Annotated in this window: 17 protein-coding genes; 8 read left to right on the top strand and 9 right to left on the bottom strand. The window is 73.3% G+C overall.

The genetic code is table 11. The features are described from left to right. The first annotated feature begins 25 nt into the window (after window positions 1-25). From V6V47_RS10915 to V6V47_RS10905, 3 genes are read left to right on the top strand one after another with little or no spacing between them, the layout of a single operon-like run. Entirely contained in the window at window positions 26-958 is a 933-nt protein-coding gene (locus tag V6V47_RS10915) for a hypothetical protein (RefSeq protein ID WP_334627989.1), read from the top strand. Further along, window positions 955-1,881 carry a nucleotidyltransferase family protein gene (locus tag V6V47_RS10910; protein WP_334627988.1) on the top strand — a complete coding sequence of 309 codons (927 nt, stop codon included), beginning with the start codon at window positions 955-957 and terminating at the stop codon, window positions 1,879-1,881. Before V6V47_RS10915 ends, V6V47_RS10910 begins: the two co-directional genes overlap by 4 nt. Beyond that, the gene (locus V6V47_RS10905; RefSeq protein ID WP_334627987.1) at window positions 1,874-2,296 is read left to right on the top strand and encodes a lasso peptide biosynthesis B2 protein; all 423 of its coding nucleotides are present in this window, start codon (window positions 1,874-1,876) and stop codon (window positions 2,294-2,296) included. Before V6V47_RS10910 ends, V6V47_RS10905 begins: the two co-directional genes overlap by 8 nt. Here V6V47_RS10905 and V6V47_RS10900 read toward each other — a convergent pair. The 6 genes from V6V47_RS10900 to V6V47_RS10875 form a co-directional block, all read right to left on the bottom strand. After that, complete coding sequence (locus V6V47_RS10900) at window positions 2,284-2,562, bottom strand: PqqD family protein (protein ID WP_334627986.1); 279 nt, start codon at window positions 2,560-2,562, stop codon at window positions 2,284-2,286. The genes V6V47_RS10905 and V6V47_RS10900 overlap by 13 nt on opposite strands. Next, window positions 2,559-3,710, bottom strand: coding sequence for an asparagine synthase C-terminal domain-containing protein (locus V6V47_RS10895; protein WP_334627985.1), 1,152 nt, complete (start codon window positions 3,708-3,710; stop codon window positions 2,559-2,561). Before V6V47_RS10895 ends, V6V47_RS10900 begins: the two co-directional genes overlap by 4 nt. Before the next feature lie 7 nt (window positions 3,711-3,717). Then, window positions 3,718-4,575 (bottom strand): ABC transporter permease, encoded by an 858-nt coding sequence (locus V6V47_RS10890; protein ID WP_334627984.1) that lies wholly within the window; start codon window positions 4,573-4,575, stop codon window positions 3,718-3,720. After that, window positions 4,572-5,201 (bottom strand): ABC transporter ATP-binding protein, encoded by a 630-nt coding sequence (locus V6V47_RS10885; RefSeq protein ID WP_334627983.1) that lies wholly within the window; start codon window positions 5,199-5,201, stop codon window positions 4,572-4,574. Before V6V47_RS10885 ends, V6V47_RS10890 begins: the two co-directional genes overlap by 4 nt. Window positions 5,202-5,221: 20 nt before the next feature. Further along, a complete protein-coding gene (locus tag V6V47_RS10880; protein ID WP_334627982.1) occupies window positions 5,222-5,377 on the bottom strand; it encodes a lasso RiPP family leader peptide-containing protein in 156 nt (51 codons plus the stop codon). Between the two features lie 134 nt (window positions 5,378-5,511). Beyond that, window positions 5,512-6,723, bottom strand: a complete 1,212-nt coding sequence (locus V6V47_RS10875) for an SLC13 family permease (RefSeq protein ID WP_334627981.1) — start codon at window positions 6,721-6,723, stop codon at window positions 5,512-5,514. Between the two features lie 353 nt (window positions 6,724-7,076). Here V6V47_RS10875 and V6V47_RS10870 point away from each other — a divergent pair, with 353 nt between their 5' ends. Next, window positions 7,077-8,048, top strand: a complete 972-nt coding sequence (locus tag V6V47_RS10870) for a linear amide C-N hydrolase (protein ID WP_334627980.1) — start codon at window positions 7,077-7,079, stop codon at window positions 8,046-8,048. 55 nt (window positions 8,049-8,103) lie between these two features. On the opposite strand, the gene V6V47_RS10865 is transcribed toward V6V47_RS10870, so the two are convergent. Then, on the bottom strand, window positions 8,104-9,558 hold the full coding sequence (locus V6V47_RS10865; protein ID WP_334627979.1) for an LVIVD repeat-containing protein: 1,455 nt from the start codon (window positions 9,556-9,558) through the stop codon (window positions 8,104-8,106). A 138-nt stretch (window positions 9,559-9,696) separates the two neighbouring features. On the opposite strand from V6V47_RS10865, the gene V6V47_RS10860 reads away from it, so the two are divergent. The 4 genes from V6V47_RS10860 (at window position 9,697) to V6V47_RS10845 (ending at window position 14,956) form a co-directional block, all read left to right on the top strand. Next, the gene (locus V6V47_RS10860; protein WP_334627978.1) at window positions 9,697-10,392 is read left to right on the top strand and encodes a DUF305 domain-containing protein; all 696 of its coding nucleotides are present in this window, start codon (window positions 9,697-9,699) and stop codon (window positions 10,390-10,392) included. A 63-nt stretch (window positions 10,393-10,455) separates the two neighbouring features. Beyond that, complete coding sequence (locus V6V47_RS10855) at window positions 10,456-11,667, top strand: sensor histidine kinase (RefSeq protein ID WP_334627977.1); 1,212 nt, start codon at window positions 10,456-10,458, stop codon at window positions 11,665-11,667. Beyond that, on the top strand, window positions 11,664-12,329 hold the full coding sequence (locus V6V47_RS10850) for a response regulator transcription factor (protein ID WP_334627976.1): 666 nt from the start codon (window positions 11,664-11,666) through the stop codon (window positions 12,327-12,329). The genes V6V47_RS10855 and V6V47_RS10850 overlap by 4 nt, the downstream gene beginning before the upstream one ends. Window positions 12,330-12,475: 146 nt before the next feature. After that, the gene (locus V6V47_RS10845; RefSeq protein WP_334627975.1) at window positions 12,476-14,956 is read left to right on the top strand and encodes an ABC transporter permease; all 2,481 of its coding nucleotides are present in this window, start codon (window positions 12,476-12,478) and stop codon (window positions 14,954-14,956) included. A 78-nt stretch (window positions 14,957-15,034) separates the two neighbouring features. On the opposite strand, the gene V6V47_RS10840 is transcribed toward V6V47_RS10845, so the two are convergent. Both V6V47_RS10840 and V6V47_RS10835 read right to left on the bottom strand, forming a co-directional pair. Further along, the gene (locus tag V6V47_RS10840) at window positions 15,035-16,297 is read right to left on the bottom strand and encodes a nucleotide sugar dehydrogenase (RefSeq protein ID WP_334627974.1); all 1,263 of its coding nucleotides are present in this window, start codon (window positions 16,295-16,297) and stop codon (window positions 15,035-15,037) included. A gap of 125 nt (window positions 16,298-16,422) precedes the next feature. Then, entirely contained in the window at window positions 16,423-17,790 is a 1,368-nt protein-coding gene (locus V6V47_RS10835; protein ID WP_334627973.1) for a serine/threonine-protein kinase, read from the bottom strand. Window positions 17,791-18,003: the final 213 nt, after the last annotated feature.

Below are 18,003 nucleotides of genomic sequence, written 5' to 3'. Positions count from 1 at the left end.
CGCCACCCGCACCATGCCGCTGCCCATGATCGTTGACCACATGATGAACGGGGAGCTGATGCCGAGACCCGGACGCTGCGTCTACGGGCTGCTGGTGCACGGGCTGGACGAGGTGGCCGACCTTCCGCCGGCCGACGACGCCGCGGCCGGCTGGCCCACCGTACGGGTCCGCCAGGTGGACGCACCGCCACCGCCGCCGGTGCCGCTGGACGGCCGACGAGGCACCCGGGTCCTCGCCGACGGGCGGACCCTCGCCGTGGACCGGCTGCGGGGCACCGCCACGTTCTACGGCCCACCGCTCACACCGGACGTGCTGGCCCACCCCTACCTCGCGCCGGTGGCCACCACCGTCAACCGGTGGGCCGGACGGGAGACGTTCCACAGTGGCGCATTCGTGCTCGCCGATCGGGCCTGGGCGCTGCTCGGCCCCCGTACCGCCGGAAAGAGCAGCCTGCTCGCGGCCCTGGCCGCCCGGGGTGTGCCGGTGCTCACCGACGACATCCTGGTCGTCGACGGCTCTACCGACGGCGGCGGTGCCGGCACTGTCGACAGCGCCGCCACGCTCGACGGCCCCGCCGCCTTCGCCGGGCCTCGCTGCGTCGACCTGCGGCAACCCGTGCCGGGGATGGCGCTGTCGACCCGCGCCGTCCGGGCCGGTGACCGGCTGCGGGTCGGGCTGCCCCCGATCCCGGCTCGGGTCCCGCTGGGCGGCTGGATCTTCCTCCGCTGGGGTTCCGCGCTCACCCTGACCCGGCTGCCCGGCACGACTCTGCTGGCCCGGCTCGTCGGCCAACGGTCGTTCGGTCAGTTGCCGTCCGACCCGACCGCGCTGCTGTCGATCGCGGCCCTCCCGGCCTGGGAGCTGACCCGGCCACGGGACTGGGCCGCTCTCGACGACACCCATCGACTGCTCGTCGACACCATCGCCGCCAGTCGGGCCGTGGGGGCGCCCCGGTGACCGCCCTGCCGGACGCGGTCCGCTGCCTGAGCCTCGACACGGCCGCCGCCACCGTCACCGCGGCCTTGGCCGAGCGCGGCGTGGAAGCCATCCTGCTCAAGGGGGCCGGGTTGGCCCGCCGGCTGGGCCAGGAACGGCACCGGGTCTACACCGACATCGACCTGCTGGTCGCTCCCGCGTCGTTCGACCTGGCGCAGCGGTCGCTGACCGACCTCGGCTGCCGTAGCGCCCTGCCGGAGGGCGGCCCCGACCACCGGTCGCACTGGTACGAGCGACCGTGGCGGCTGCCCGGCCCGCTGTCGCTCACCGTCGACCTGCACCGCGGCTTCCACGGGGTGAGCGATCCCGAAACGCTCTGGACCGTGTTGTCCGCCTCGGCCGAGCGCATCGCGTTGGCCGGTGGCACGGTCGCCGTGCCGGACGAGGCGGGAACCGCCCTGCTGGTGGCGCTGCACGCCGCCGCGCCGGGGCTGTCGGACCGTCCGCGGGCCGATCTGTCGCGGGCACTGGCGGTCTTCCCCGCCGACACCTGGCGGGCGGCGGCCGACCTCGCCGCGCAGGTCGGCGCGATCCCGTCGTACGCGCTCGGCCTGCGCCTGGCACCGGCCGGCGCGACACTTGCCGCGACGCTGGGCCTGCCCCGGCGCGGCCCGGTGGCGCTGTGGCTGCGGGCCCACCGGGCTTCGCCCGTCGCCCTGACGATGGCTCAACTGGCCGAGCTGCCCACCCTGCGTGACCGGCTGCGGCACCTCGGGCCGCGGCTGTTGCCGACGGCGGCGTCGATGCGGCACGCCAGCCCGTTGGCCCGGCGCGGCCCGGCCGGGCTGTTGCTGGCGCACCTGGCCCGGCTCGTCCGCAACGCCGGGCGGCTCCCGGCGGCGCTGGCCGAGGTCCGCGCGGCACGCCGGAGTGACCGTGGCTGAGGGGACCGCGCTCGCCCTGGCCCGGTTGGTCCGGGGCGGGCTGCCGGCGGTGCGTGCCGCGTGGTGGGCGACCCGCGCGGTGCGATCGGTCCGTACCCAGCTCACCCGGCACGACCTGGCGTCCGTGCGACTGCCGGCCCCGCCCCCCGGCGCGGCGGAGCAGCGACGTGTGGTGCTGGGTGTGCTGCGGCGTACCGAGGCCACCTGCCTGCAACGGTCGCTGGTGCTGCAACGCTGGTACGCGGCTCAGCGCATCCGCCGTACCGTGGTGATCGCGGTGACCCCGCCCAGTGCCGGCTTCCACGCCCACGCCTGGCTGGACGGGGAGACCGACGCCGAGCGCGAGGAGATGATGGAGATCCTGCGCCACCCGACGCCGGAGCACTGGTTGGCGGGTGCCGGTCAGGGCCCCTGAAGCAACCCGTGGCCGCGCAGGTCCGCCAGGAACGCGGCCACATCGGCCTGGGCCCGCTCCCGGTCCACCGGAGTGGCCGCCACCAGCGCGGTGACCAGCTCGGTGCTGGTGGCGCCCGCCACCAGCCGCTGCCAGAGCAGCGCGCCGGAGGCCGCGAGCCCGAAGTAGACCGAGTTGCCGGTGTCCAGGACGACCACCTCGTCGCCGGCTACCCGCCAGGCCACCCGGTCCGGGTCGACCCGGTGCACGATCTCCTGCTGCGTCACGACCTGACCTCCAGGTTGTCCTGCCGGCCGGCGGAGCCGGTCGGGCGGTTCGGCTCGGCGGGGTTGGCGGCGAGCCACAGGTGTTGCACCAAACTGGCCGTGCCCCCGGGGATCGGCCAGCGGGCCCAGGCGGCGCGCAGGGCGTCCGCGTCCACCAGGTGCGGGTCGACGCCGGTGCCGTCCCAGGCGCGGACGAACTCCCGTGTGGGGGTCCGGAAGAACACCTCGAGGAACCTGGCCTTGCGGCGCGGGGCGGTGACCTCGGCCGGCAGGGCGCCACGGACGATCTCCGCGAGCAGCGCGTCCCGGCTGACGCCCCGCCGATCGCCGGCCAGCAGCGCCAGCGCGGCCACGAACCCTTCGTCGAGCAGCGGCTGGACCGCCGTGGCCTGGTGATCGGCGGCCAGCCCGGCCAGCGCGGAGCAGGTGATCCGCAGGTCCCGGCGCCGCAGGTGCCAGGCGATCCGGTCCCGCAGGCGGCGCGGCTCGGCGCGCTGCTCCGCGCGGTGCGCCCGATGCACCTCCCGGGCCACCGCCGGGCGCAGCCAGCCAAACAGGTCGGCCGGCCCTCGACGGGTACCTACGTCGTGCCGCAGCCACCACAGTCGGGCACGCAGCGAGGCGGCCGGCGGTCGGCGCCAACCCGCGAGGATCTGATCGCCGCCGGCCCCGGTGAGCAGCGAACCGCCGGTGGCCAGCTCGGCGAGCGGCAGGTGCAGGTGCAGATTCACCGGATGCACCACCCCGTACCGGTGCAGCAGCCGACGGGCCACCGGCCCGATCAGGTCCAGGTCGTCGGCGGCCCGGAGGATCTGCCAGGATTCGCCGATCCGTAACGCTCGGACCACCCGCTCCTGCCAGTCCGACTCGTCCGCCCGGGGAGCACCGGCGAAGCGCCAGGTGACGGGCACCGGATCCGGCAGACCTTCCCGGCGCGCCGCCCGTACGGCCACCGCCAGGACCAGTGACGAGTCGAGCCCGCCGGAGAAGCTGACCACGCACGGTGGCCGGGACAGGGCGGGCAGCACCGCGGCGTCGAGTGCGCCGAGTGGATCCGCGATGCCAGACGAAGCAGCTCGATGCGGCGGCGGCGTGTCGACTCCCAACACCGTGCCGGTGGCGAGGTCGAACGGGGTCGGACGGAGCACGGTCACCTCAATCGCGTTTCAGGGTGCCGCGGCGGGCAGCGAACCGCAGTGCCCGGCCGAAAGCCCAGCTCGACAGCGGCAGCAGCAGCGCGGTGGCGCCGAGCAGGACGCCGGCCGACGCCGCCCAGTCGTTACCGGCCAGCGCGGCGCGTACGCCGTCCAGGGCGATCCGGCTGGGCAGCACCGCGGTCAGCTCGGGCAGCGGGCCGGGCAGTTCGGACACCGGAAAGTACGTCCCGGACACGAAGGCGAGCCCGACGACGAAGAGCCGGGCGGCGCTGTCGCCGTGCCCGACGGCGACCGTGAACGCCGCCAGCGCGATGCCCACGGCCATCATCGCCGCGCTCCCGGCGACCAGTACCGCGGCCACCCCCCACCAGTCGGCGCGTTCGGTGCGCAGACCGAGCACGGTGCTGAGGATCGCCAGATAGACACCCGAGCGCAGGAGGGCGAAGAGGAACGGGTAGCCGGCGGTCCCGATGGCCAGCGCGGGGACCGGGACGGGCTGGGCGGCCAGCAGCTCCAACGTCCCGCCGCGCTGTTCCCGGAGCACCCGGCTGGTCAGTTGCGTGTTGGCGGCCTGCAGGACGAGCAGGAAGGTGATGCCGACCGCCACGAAGTCGAAGTAGCTGGGCGAGCGGGCCAGGTCGGTGCCGGACGACGGGGTCAGCGCCCGGGAGATGAACAGGAAGACGACCAGGTTCACGATCCCGAAGGCGAGGTCCAGCAGCAGCGGCAGGCGGAACTGCCGCGGGTCGCCGAGGTCGCGGCGGACCAGGGCGAGGACCACGCCGACCGGGCTGGCCCCGTCGGCACGGCGACCGACCGACGGGGTGGTGGCCGTAGCCGGGGCGGTCGGCGTCACGGGACCGCCGTGAGGGTCAGAGCGGACTGACACCGGCTCCGGTCGTCGGCGTGGTGGGAGGCGATCACGCAGGTCACCTCGGGTCGCCGCTCGAGCGCCTGCCACAGCAGCAGCCGGGACCTGTCGTCGAGCGACCGGCTGGGCTCGTCGAGCAGCAGCAGCGCCGGCTCGGCGACGAGGGCCCGCGCGATGCTCACCCGGGCCCGCATCCCCGCCGAGCAGCGCTCCACCGCGACAGTGGCGTAGCCGGTCAGGTCGAGCTCCTCCTCGATCCGTGCGACGGCCGGGCCGACGGCCCGTCGGGGCAGCCGGAGCCGGGCGACGAGGGCCAGATTTTCCCGTGCCGACAACTTCTCGTACAGGCCCTGCTCGGGAGCGAGACAGACTCCGGTCAGGCGCCGGGCGGGCAGCGAGCCGACCGGGTGCCCGCCGACGGTGGCCTGTCCGGCGCTGAGGGTCAGCGTGCCGGACAGGCACCGCAGTAGCGTGGTCTTGCCGGATCCGTTGCTGCCGCCGAGGAAGATCCGGGCACCGACCGGAACGTCGAGGTCCAGGTCAGTGAAGATCACCCGGCGGCCGAACCGACGCTGCGCCCGGCGGACCGTGAGTATCGGCGGTACTCCCACGACAGCGGGCGTACGCGGGGTCAGAGCGAACCGTCGCCCCCGCCGCCCAGCCCGTCGTCCGGACCCACCGTGCCGCCCTTGGTCAGCTCGGCGAGGGTGCCCAGGCGCTGGATCGTCGGTGGCCGGTAGTCCGGAACGGCCGTCGGGGGCACGTCCAGCTCGCACTGCGATGTCATCGGTTCTCCCTACTCGTATCGGTTTGCCCAGCTTAAACGGTCATCTGACGCTTCAAGGTGATAACACGCATCGGTGGGATAAACGACGCAGCACGGATAGAAACACTCGCCCAGCGGCCAGAATGTGTCGCCGTTCAGCTCACCAGCAGCAGCGTGCCAACCGCGACGGTCGTGCCGGTGACTGCCAGCAGGACGCTGGTCAGCACGAACCGGGTCACCGGCACCGACACTCCGGCCGCCCGGCACCGCTCGAACCACAGCAGAGTGGCGAGCGAGGCCCAGGGAGCGGCCAGCGGGCCGATGTTGGTGCCGATGAGCAGGGCCAGCAGGCGGGTGTGGTCAGCGGCCGGCAGCACCGACTCGCCGGCCAGGTAGGCCGGCAGGTTGTTCACCGCATTGGCCAGCAGCGCGCCCGTACCCCCGGCGCGTAGCTCGCCGAGGGTGCCCCCGTGGGTGCCGAGCAGGCTGCCGACCAGGTCGTCCAGCCCGTACCGACCGAGGGTCTGCACCACCAGGAACAGGCCGGTGACAAAGAGCAGCAGCCGCAACGGCACCAGCCCCGGGCGAAGCGTGGCGGGGGAGCGGACGACGAAGCCGACCAGCACCAGCGCGACCGCGACGGTCGAGGCGAGGCCGATCTCCACGCCGGTGAGGATGCCGGCGACGAAGAGCAGACAGCCGGCGAGGGCGGTGCGGTGCAGCACCGGATCGGCCGGCACGTGCGGGGCTGGCGGAACGAAGCGCCCTCCGGGCGGTGCGTCGCGTCGCCACCAGCAGTACCAGAGCAGCGCCATGGTCACCGTGACCGCGGCGGCCTGCGGCAGCGCCATTCGAGCCGCGTACGCCAGCGGCGGCAGCCCGATCCGGTCGGCGGCCAGCAGATTGGTCAGGTTGGACACCGGCAGCAGCAGGCTGGCGGTGTTGGCCAGCCAGACGGTGGTGACCGCGAGCGGGCCGGCCGGCACGCGCAGGGTGCGGGCCAGCGCGAGCAGCACCGGGGTGAGCAGCACGGCGGTGGTGTCGAGGTTGAGCACCAGGGTGGTCAGCGTGGCGAGGCCGCCGCAGAGCAGGAACAGCGCCGCCCAACTGCCCCGGGCGGCGATCGCCAGCCGGCTGGCCAGCACGTCGAAGACCCCGGCCACGGCGGTCAGCTCGGCCAGCACGATCACCGTGCCGAGAAAGAGCAGCAGCGGCAGGATCCGGTGCAGGGTGGCGGTCGTCTCCGCGCGAGGCAGCAGCCCGCTCACCGCGCATGCCGCGCCCACCACCGCGAGGACGACCGCCACCAGGTCGAGCGGGTGGGGACTCCAGCGCGTGGTCGGCTCGGGCGGCGCGGCAGGCTTCACATCTGACCACGGTGGCACAGGGCCCGACCAGCCAATCATCCGCCCCTGTCCTGGTGACCGGCCCCACCAAGCCCGCCGTGGCGAAGCGGGCGGCCGCGTGGTGTTGCGGTGCCGGGCCCGACCGTGGCCTACCGGTCCGGCACCGGACCGGGACAGCCCCCTGGTGTCGGTCCTTTGCTCTGCTTCACCCCACGCAACGCCGGACGTCCGCTATCCGGACATCGGGTGTTGCGCCCGTTGAAGCAGAGCAAAGGGCCGATGATGAACGGATGGTCGGCGCGCTCGGCCCGGTGGACAACCGTCGATCGGTCCCATAGCGTCCAACGGATATGCGGAGGATCCTGCCGGCCGTCATGACGGCCCTCTTGCTCGTGCTGACCTCCTGCGGCACGGCCGCATCGCCGGGTGCGCCCGATCCGGCGCCGAGCGGCACCCCGACCGCCTCCCGGCAGGACGCCGCCCAGGCCGAGCAGACCCTGGCCAGCCTGCGGCGGGTGGACGACCTGCCGCTGTACGAGATGACCTACGTGGGGGCGTACGACCCGACGGCGGGCACCGACGCGGCCCCGCCCAGCCCGTTCGGCTGCTCGCTGTTCGTCGCCGCGGGCGATCCGGCTCGACCGTTGTTCGCCCGCAACTTCGACTGGGACGCCAACCCGGCGCTGCTGCTGCGTACCGACCCGCCGGACGGTTACGCCGCCCTGTCACTGGTCGACATCTCGTACCTCGGGGTCGGCGCGGACCCGACCGGCGACCGTCGGCTGCTCAACGCGCCGCTGTTGCCCTTCGACGGGATGAATGAGCGGGGCCTCGCGGTCGGGCTGGCCGCGGACGACGCGGCGACGGCCCGCCCCGACCCGGGCAAGCCCACCGTCGGCTCGGTGCGGATCCTGCGGCTGGTGCTGGACCGGGCGGCCACCGTCGACGAGGCGATCGCCGTGTTCACCCGGCACAACCTCGACTTCGACGGCGGGCCGGCGCTGCACTACCTGCTGGCCGACGCGACCGGCGCGTCCGCGGTGATCGAGTTCGTCGACGGCACGCTGCGGGTGGAGCGGGGGACGGGCGGCTGGCAGGCGCTCACCAACGTGCAGGTCGCCGGGGTGCCCGAGCAGCGGCGCCGCGAGGATCGCCGGTACGGGCAGCTCGCGGCGGCGTTGACCGAGGCCGGCGGTGTGCTGGACGCCACCGCGGCGCACCGCGTGCTCACCACCGTTCGTCAGGGGCACACCCGGTGGTCGGTGACGTACGGCCTGCGCAGCGGCGAGGTCCGGCTGGTCACCACGGGCGGCACTCCCCGGGACTACCGGCTGCCGATGAGCTGACGCGGCCGGGCCCGGCCCCTCGGGCGAGGGACCGGGCCCGGATCGTGCGTCGGAGCTACCAGCTCAGGTAACCGGGCTGGGTCTGCACGTTCAGGTCGGGGAACCGGACGAGGTTGGCCGTCCAGGTCCGCCAGTCGTTCAGCTCCAGGACGTCCAGGCCCTTCTGGATGTCGTTGGAGTAGATGTGGCCGTTGTAGTAGTAGGTGGACCAGGCGCCACCCGTGATGGCCTGGGTGTCCGAGAGCGGACCCCGCTCCCAGAAGGCGATCTCCTTGGGGTGGCGCGAGTCGGTGAAGTCCCAGACCGAGATGCCGCCCTGATACCACGCCTGCACCATGATGTCCCGACCGAGCACCGGGATCAGCGAGCCGTTGTGCGCCACGCAGTTCTCGGTCTGGGCGTTGGTCCGCGGGATCTTGTAGTAGCTGCGGAAGACCAACTGCCGGGCGTTGCCGCGGCCGGTGATGTCGTAGACGCCGTCCGCGCCCCGGGTCGGTCCGACGGTCTCGTTGCAGGTGGCCGCCCCGCCGCCGCCCAGCTCGTCGGTGAAGACGACCTTGGTGCCGGCGTTGTTGAAGGTGGCCGAGTGCCAGAAGGCGAAGTTGACCGTGTCCTGGACTCGGCTGATCACCCGGGGAGCTTCCCGGTTCTTGATGTCGAGCAGGATGCCGTCACCCATGCAGGCGCCGGCGGCCAGGTCCTTGGCCGGGTACGCGGTGATGTCGTGGCAGCCGGCGGTCGCCGAGCCGGTCTCACTGCCCGGGAAGCCGCCGTCCGGGAAGAGGTTCGGCGTCGCGATCACGGCGGCGTCGGTCGGCCTCGTCAGCGGCACCTTCACGATGGAGATCGAGTCGTGCGGCGGCTGGCAGTCCGGGAATTCGGCCCGCGGGCTGTACGACGAGACGTACAGGTAGACGTTCCTGCGGTCCTTGCCCGGCACCAGCGTGTGGGTGTGCGACCCGCAGGCGGTCTCTACGGATTTGATGTACTGCGGGTTGGCCTTGTTGCTGATGTCGAAGACCTTGATGCCCTCCCACGACTCCTTGATGGAGGCGGGCTGCGCCACGCTCTCGCACGAGTCGTCGCTCCGCGAGGAGTCGGTGGAGAGGAACAGCAGGTTGCCGTACACGGTGATGTCGTTCTGCGACCCCGCACAGGACACCTGCGCGGTGATCTTCGGCGCGCTGGGCCGGGAGATGTCGTAGATGACGAACCCGTTGTAGTTGCCGGCGAACGCGTACTTGCCCTGGAAGGCCATGTCGCTGTTGAGCGCGGCGACGGTGTCGAACGGCGCCTGCTTGGGCAGGTTGGCGATCTGCCGGAGGTTGGGGCTGCTGCGGATCTCGTCGACGCCCGGGATGTCGGTCGTCGTGGCGGCGGCGGCCGCTGGCGGTGCCGCCTCGTGGGCGCTGCTCGGCGTCGCCACGGCGACACTGGTCAGGAGGAGGCCCACGGCGGTCAGGCTGACGAGCCTTAGCTGTCGGAGCCGAGGTGTGGAGGATCTGAGCATCGGCGGCGCCCTTCGAGGGGGGATGGCGATGCCCGGTACATTACCGACCAATGGTGTTTGTCGATGTGACCCGGGTCACATCCTGGCCTACTCGTCAATGGATAAGATCGCTGCGACCTCGACCTGAGGGAGTGGGGCATGACTGTCCGACGTGGTTGGTTGCTGACCGTCGTCATATCGGCGGCCGTGGTGCTGGTCCTGGTGATGCTGGCCGTCCGTGCCGCGGACGACCCTGCCCGCCCGGCCGCCGGGCCGGCCTTGCCGACTCCGACGGCGGCCACCCCGACCGGCCCGGCCGCACCGCCGGTGATCGTGCCCGGTCGACCGGGGGAGACCGCGACCGCCCGACCCGCACACGAGGTCCGCGACGACAGCGCGCCCCGCTACAACGCCCTGGACACCACCTTTGTTCAGATGATGATTCCGCACCACCAGCAGGCGCTGGAGATGACGCAGCTGGCTGCCGACCGGGCGGCCGATCCGCGAATCCGCGCCTTCGCGGATCGGATCCGAGCCGGCCAGGGCCCGGAGGTCGGTGTGCTGCGCGGCTGGCTGACCGCGCGCGGGTTGCCGGCGGAGACGCCCGGGCACGACCACGGCGGCATGCGCGGCATGCAGACGCCCGAGGCGATGCGGGCGCTGGCCGGCGCTCGGGGCGTCGAGTTCGACCGGCTCTTCGTGCGAATGATGACCGAGCACCACCAGGGCGCGGTGACCATGGCCACCGACCTGCTCTCGGTCGGCGTCGACCAGACCCTCAACGAGCTCGCCACCTCGCTCGCCACCGAGCAGGCCATCGAGATCACCCGCCTGCGCGCCCTCACTCCGCGCTGACCGGGCCCGGCCTGCCCGCACGAGCCACGGCGGCGGGCCCGTCGGCCCGAGGCACTACGCTGGGTGATCGTGAGACGCGCGAAGTTCGGTCGTCCGGTGCGCGGCGTCGCCTTCGACGTCGCCGTCTCCGCCGTGGTGGGCCTCATCGGCCTGGCCGGCGCGGCCAACCTGGCGGGCGGCTGGGCGGCCGCTCTGGTCGGCGCGGGGATGGCGGTGGCGCTGCTGTTCCGCCGCTCGCACCCGGGCGCGGTGACCGTGGCGGTCGCGGCGCTCGGCCTGGTGCAGGTGATCGCCGAGTGGGGGCCGCTGCCCTACGACGTCGCCGTCCTGATCGCGCTCTACAGCGTGGTCAAGTACGGCGAGCGGCTCCGCGACGCGGTGCTCGCCGGTGCGGCCGCCGCGGTGGGCGTGGTGCTCGCCGCCGTGCAGACCCCGGGCGTCATCGACTGGTGGGTGACCGCGCTGTGGTACGCGCTGGTCACCGGCGCGGTCTGGCTGGTCGCGCTGAACGTGCGGACCCGCCGCCTCTACGTCCTCAGCCTCGAGGAGCGGGCCAGCACCCTGGAGCGGGAACGGGAGGCCGAATCCCGGGCCGCGGTGGCCGAGGAGCGCACCCGGATCGCCCGGGAACTGCACGACGTGGTGGCGCACAGCATGGCGGTGATGATCGTCCAGGCGGACGGCGCGCGGTTCATGCTCGACCGCGACCCCGAGCAGGCCCGCACGGCGGTGAAGGTGGTCGCGGACACCGGCCGGCAGGCCCTCGAGGAGATGCGCCGGCTGGTCGGTGTCCTGCGGGACGCGAGCCCGGCCGACGCGGGCGGAACCGCGGTCGCCGCCGATCCCGAGCACCGCCGACTGGCCGTTGCCGAGCTGCCCGACCTGCTGGCCCGGTTCCGCGACGCCGGCCTGCGCATCCGACCCACCGTGACCGGTGAGCCGCCGGCCCTGCCGCCCGGGCTCGAGTTGACCATCTACCGGGTCGTGCAGGAAGCGCTGACCAACGCGCTCAAGCACGCCGGCGTCGGCGCCGGCGTCGACCTGACCCTGGCGTACGCCGCCGACGCCGTCGTGGTCGAGGTGGTCGACGACGGGCGCGGCCGCCCGGTGGTCAGCCCGGCGCCGTCCGGCGGTCACGGACTGCTCGGCATGCGGGAGCGGGTGACGGTGTACGACGGCAGCCTCACCGCCGGCACCCGACCGGCCGGGGGCTGGCAGCTCGCGGTCCGGCTACCGCTACCGTCGGACCCGGCTACGGAGGTGATCGCGGCATGACGGTCCGGGTGGTGATCGTGGACGACCAGGCGCTGGTCCGCGCCGGGTTCCGGATGGTGCTGGACTCCCAACCTGACCTGGAGGTGGTCGGCGAGGCCATCGACGGCGCGGACGCGCTGCGGGTGCTCGCCCGCACCGAGGCCGACGTGGTGGTGATGGACATCCGGATGCCGACGATGGACGGGGTGGAGGCGACCCGACGGCTCTGCGCCGACCGGCCCGCCGGCCCGCCCCGGGTGCTGGTGCTGACCACGTTCGACACCGAGGCGGACGCTTTCGCCGCGTTGCAGGCCGGTGCGAGCGGCTTCCTGCTCAAGAACGTTCCGCCGGAGGAGTTGCTGGCCGCGATCCGGGTGGTGGCGCAGGGCGATTCGGTGGTCGCGCCGTCGATCACCCGGCGACTGCTGGACCGGTTCGCCGGTCAGCTCGGCGCCGGCCCGGCCGCCGACCCCCGGTTGGGGCAGCTCACCGAACGGGAGCGCGAGGTGTTGCTGCTGGTCGCGCAGGGATTGTCCAACTCGGAGATCGCCGCTCGGGTGCATGTGGCCGAGGCGACGGTGAAGACCCACGTCGGGCGGATCCTGGCCAAGCTGCAACTGCGCGACCGGGTCCAGGCCGTGGTGCTGGCGTACGAGAGCGGGCTGGTCACGCCCGGCGGATGACCCCGCGTACGACCTGGGTCGTACCGGCACGCGGGTGGACCGCGACCCGGGGCGCACACAGGTCGAGCGCGCAGGTGGAGATCGACCGACCCGTGCCGGCCCTAGCGTCGGAGGGGTCCGATCCGCACCGCCACGGGGAGCCCCACATGATCCGCCTGACCCTGCGCTCGTTGCGCGCCGAGGCGCTGCGCATGCTGCTCTCCGCGCTGGCCGTGGTGCTCGGTGTCGCCTTCATCGCCGGCACCCTGATCTTCGTCGACGGGATGCGGGCCGGCGCGTACGAGCGGGCCGGCACCTTCGACCGGCACACCGACCTGGGTGTCTACCCCACCGGGAGTCGGGTGCTGCCCCCGGCGCTGGTCGACCGGGTCCGGGCGGTCGACGGGGTGGCCGCCGCGGCCGGCGAGCTGACCAACACCGCCGGAATCGTCGGCGCCGACGGTCGGCCGGTGCTCGGCTTCACCATGCTCGTCGCGATCCCCACCGAGGCTGCGCTGCGCTCGTACGACGTGGTCGCCGGCCGGCTGCCCGACCGGGCCGGCGAGGTGGTCCTCGACGCGCCGACGGTGGCCGAGGAGGGTTTCGCCCTCGGCGCCCCGGTGCAAATCGGCGGGGGCGAGGGGACTGCTCGCCCGTACACCCTGGTCGGCACCGTCGACGTGGCCGGCTCCGCGCGCGACGTCGGTGGCCCGTTCGTCGGTCTGGTCGGGACGGACGCGTTGGCGTTGACCGGCGAACGTGGCTACGGGCGGATCATGGTGGCCGCCCGACCGGGAACCTCCGCCACGGCCCTGGCGGACCGGGTCCGTGCGGTGGCCGGCGCCGACACGACGGTGAAGGGTCGCCAGCAGATCCTCGACGAGGCCGTCAACGAGGCGGTCCGGGACGTGAACCAGTTCCGCATGGTGCTGATGATCTTCGTGGGGGTCGCCGTGGTGGTGGCCGGCTTCGTGATCGCCAACACCTTCGCGATCGTGCTTGCCCAGCGGACCCGGCGGACCGCGCTGCTACGGCTGGTCGGAGCCACCCGGGGCCAGCTCTTCCGCGCGACCCTGCTGGAGTCGGCGGTGGTCGGGCTGGTCGCCTCGACGCTCGGGGTGCTGCTCGGCGTGGCCCTCGCGGGCGGGCTGCGGCTGCTGATGTCCCGGCTGGACGCGCCGGTCTCGGGTGGGCTGACGGTGACCGCACCGACCGTGCTGACCAGCCTGCTGCTGGGGGCGGCCCTCACCGTGGGCTCCGCCCTCCTACCGGCCTGGCGGGGCACGCGAATCGCCCCGGTGGCCGCGCTCACCGACGCCGCGGTGCAGCCCAGCCGGGGTGCGGGATGGCTCCGGCTGACCGTGGGCGCGGTGGTGCTCGCGGTCGGAGTCGCGGCCCTGGCCGGGGCCGCGAGCGCCGGACAGATCCTGCTGGTGGCCGCCGGTGGGGTGCTGTCCTTCTTCGGGATCGTGCTGTTCGGGCCGGTGCTCGTGCCGGCGCTGGTTCGGGTGTTCGGCTGGCCGGCCCGCCGGCTGTTCGGCGCGACCGTCGGGCTGGCGGTGGCCAACGCGGTCCGCAACCCGCGTCGGGTCGCCGCGACCGCCACCGCCCTGGTGATCGGAATCGGACTGGTGTCGGCCTTCGTGGTGGGGGCGCGCAGCACCAAGGACGGCATCGAGCGCAGCGTGGACGCCCAGATCGGGACGGACTTCGTGGTCAGCGGAATCGGTCAGGACCTGCCCGCCTCGCTCGCCGACGAGCTGGCGGCCCGTCCCGAGTTGGGTGTCGTACACGAGCAGCGCGGCGTGGTTCGTGCCGGCGTCGAGGTCCGCGCCGCCCACCCGGCGCTGGTCGGGCGGACGGTGCGCACGGTGACGGGGGACGTCGGTCGGCTCGGCCCGGGGCTGGTGTTGGTCCACCGGGAGCTCGCGCAGGCGCGCGGCTGGCAGGTCGGCTCGCCGGTCACCGTCGGTGGGCGATCGTTCCGGGTCGCCGCGGTGGTCGCCGACGACGCGCCGTCCATGGTGGGCGGCGAGGTGCCGGCCGGTCACGTCATCGATCTGACCGACGCCGACTTCGCCGCGCTCTTCCCCAACCAACGGGGGGTCCTGGCCGAGGTGGACCCCGCCGCCGGCGTGAGCGCCGAGCGGGCCCGCGACGCGATGGAGTCGGTGCTGGCCCGCTACCCGACGGTCAACCTGCTCGACCAGGGCGCCTACAAGAAGATGCTCACCGGCACCGTGGACATGCTGCTGGCCTTCGTCACCGCGCTGCTCGGCCTGGCCGTGGTCATCGCCCTGGTCGGTGTGGCGAACACGCTGAGCCTGTCGGTGGTGGAACGCACCAGAGAGAACGCCGTGCTGCGGGCGGTCGGGCTGACCCGGGGTCGGATGCGGGCCATGCTCGCCGTGGAGGCGGTGCTGCTGGCCCTGGTCGGCGCGGTGCTCGGCATCGGGCTGGGCACCGGTGTGAGCGCCGCCGCGATGGCCCTGCTGGACCGGCTGAGCGGGGAGTTCCACCTGGTGCTGCCACTGGGCCAGCTCGGGTTGATCCTCGGCGTCGCGGTGCTGGCCGCGCTGCTCGCCTCGGTGCTGCCGGCCCGCCGGGCGCTGTCCCGTCCGGTGGTCGAGGCGCTCGGCGACCAGTGAGCGCAGTCGTCCGGACGGACATCCGCCGGCCGGCCCCGCCGACTTCCTCGGCGGCGGGACCGGCCAGCGGTGCCGGGTCTACAGGCGCTCGACCATCGGGCCGACGCACCGGTTGCGGGTGTCGAAGACGTAGCGGGCGTGCTGCGCCACCAGGTCGTAGTCGAAACTGTCGTGGTCGGTGACCACCACGACCGCGTCGGCGGCCCGTACCTCGTGCTCGGTCAGGCCGACCACGGTCACGCCGGCGGGGATCTGGTGCGCCTCGGCGTACGGCTCGACCGCGTGCACCTCCGCGCCGAGGGCCTGCAACCGCTGGGCCACGTCGACCGCGGGGGAGTCCCGCATGTCACCGGTGTTCTTCTTGTACGCCAGCCCGAGCAGCAGCAGCCGTGCGCCACTGACCGCCTTGCCGGTCCGGTTGAGGCCCGCCATGATCCGCTGCGTCACGTGCTCGGGCATCTCGTGGTTGACGTCGTTGGCCAGCTCGATGAACCGGAACTGCCGGCCGAGACGCCGCTTGACCTGCCAGGACAGGTAGCACGGATCGATCGGCAGGCAGTGCCCGCCGACGCCCGGGCCGGGCCGGAACGGCAGGAAGCCGAACGGCTTGCTCTCCGCGGCCTCGATCGCCTGCCAGACGTCGATGTCCAGGGGGTGCGAAAGCATGGTCAGCTCGTTGATCAGCGCGATGTTGACCTGGCGGAAGGTGTTCTCGATCAGCTTGGTCAGCTCGGCGACCCGGGTGGAGTCCACCGGTACGGTCCGCTCCACGATGCGCCGGTAGAACCCGTCCACCCGGGCCAGCGACGCCGCGTCCACACCGGAGACCACCTTCGGCGTGTTCTCCAGCCGCCAGGTCGGGTTGCCCGGGTCGATCCGCTCCGGGCTGTAGCCGAGGTGGAAGTCACCCGGGCTGCTCAGCCCACTGGCCGACTCGAGGAGCGGGCGCAGCAACTCCTCGGTGGTGCCCGGGTAGGTGGTCGACTCCAGGATCACCGTGCAACCCGGCCGCACGTACCGACCGATGCTCTTGCCGGCCTGCTCGACGAAGCTCAGATCCGGGGTGCCGTCGCGCAGCGGGGTGGGCACGGTGATGACGCAGATGTCGAAGCCTTCGGCGTCGGTGTACTCGGTGCTCGGCTGGTACCGACCGCTGCCCAGCGCTCGACCCAGCCGGTCGGTCGGGATGTCCTCGATGAACGACTCACCGGAGGCCAGCCGCTTCACCCGGTCGGCGTCGACGTCGAGGCCGACCACGTCCAACCCCGCCTCGACGGCCCGCATCGCCAACGGCAGTCCGACGTACCCCTGACCAATCACGACCAGCTTCTCAGCGCTCACCCAGGCTCCTGCGGCAGATGGTGGAAATGACCTGCGAAGAGCGTAGGGCGGTTTTGAGCGACGTAAGTCCGTTTTGGGGATATCGGTGCTGTTGGGAGTGCCGGGACGCGCGGAACCGGCCGAAATCAGCCGGCCGTCGGCCCCTCCGGGTCGGTCGGCGCGGTGCTGGTGTCGGTGGGCGTCGGCGTCGGCGGCGGATCGCTCGGCGTCGGGCCGCCGGTCGGCCCGCCCGTGGGCGGCGGTGCCGTGGTGGCGCTCGGCGTCGCCGTCGGACTGGTCGTCGCGCTGGGCTGGGTGGTCGGCGTCGCGGTGACCGACGCCGACGGGGTGGCGCCGGGAGAGATCGGCCGGCCCGGCCGGGCCGGATCCAGGGTGGCCTGCTCGTTGGCCGCTGGCACGTCCACCTGGCCGGTCTGCTGCACCGTCGGTGACGTGGACGGCAGCTTGACCGCCGGGGCGTCCGCGTTCTTCGCCGCGCCCAGCGCCGCCACCAGGCCGGTCAGCGCCACCAGCACGGCCGCCGTCGCGCCGACCAGCGCCCCTCGCCGGCTGCGCAGCCCGCCGCCCGTCGCCACCGCCGCGCCGACCGGCACGTCGGTGCGGGTGTGTGGACCCGCCTCGCGCAGCGGCGTCGCCGCCATCGCCAGGGCCGTCGGCGGCTCGCCGCCGGTCACCGCGGTCCGAGCCGCCTCGGCCATCGCCGCGCCACTGGTGAACCGCTCGAGCGGATCCTTGGCCAGGGCCCGGGACACCAGGGCCCGAACCGCCTCCGGGATGTCGTGCGACAACTCCGGCGGCTCGTCGTCGAGGTGTCGCACGGCGACCTGGAGCGGGTTGTCGCCGGTGAACGGCGGACCGCCGGTGAGGCAGCAGTAGGCGACCGCGCCGAGGGCGTAGATGTCGGTGGCGCCGCTGACCGGTCGGCCGGCGGCCTGCTCCGGCGCCATGTAGAGGGCGGTGCCCGGCACCGCGTTGGTGCTGGTGATGCTGGTCACGTTGGTCGAGCGGGCCACGCCGAAGTCGACCAGGACGACTGTGCCGTCCTCCTGCACCAACAGATTGCTGGGCTTGACGTCACGGTGCACGATGCCGCCGGTGTGCGCCGCGGTCAGCGCCTGGGCCGCCTGGGCCACGATCGACATCGTCTCGGCCACGTCGAGCCGCCCGGCCGCCTCGATCCGCTTGGACAGCGGCTCGCCCTGCACGAACTCCATGACCAGGTAATCCGCCCGACTGCCGTCGGGCAGGTCGTCCTCGCCGCAGTCGTAGACCTGCACGATGCCCGGGTGCCGCAGCGCCGCCATGATCCGCGCCTCGGCCCGGAAACGGGCGATGAAGTCGGGGTCGGAGACCAGCGCCGGCAGCAGGACCTTGACCGCGACCTGCCGGCCAAGGACCAGGTCCGAACCACGCCAGACGTCGCCCATGCCGCCGGTGGCGACACGTTCGTCCAGGCGGTACCGACCGCTGAGCACGACCTCCGATGACAACACCGCATTACCGTACCCAGAGTGGCGCGCAACGGCGCGCTGTGGGCGCTCGGCCGGGTGGTCCGTACCGTCGGTCCAACCGGTCTGACCTGTAGGGACGTGACCCTTCTGTGACGGTGCCGAGACGCCGCGTGACGAAAGCCGACACAGGGTGGGCAGGGGTTGTTCCTCAGCCGGTGAGGCGTCCGCTGGTCAGCACGTTACGACGACGCGCCG

This window comes from Micromonospora sp. CPCC 205539 (assembly GCF_036906815.1).
Lineage (GTDB): Bacteria > Actinomycetota > Actinomycetes > Mycobacteriales > Micromonosporaceae > Micromonospora.
Note: the sequence above shows the minus strand (reverse complement) of the source record. Positions and strands in the feature narration are given on the sequence as shown.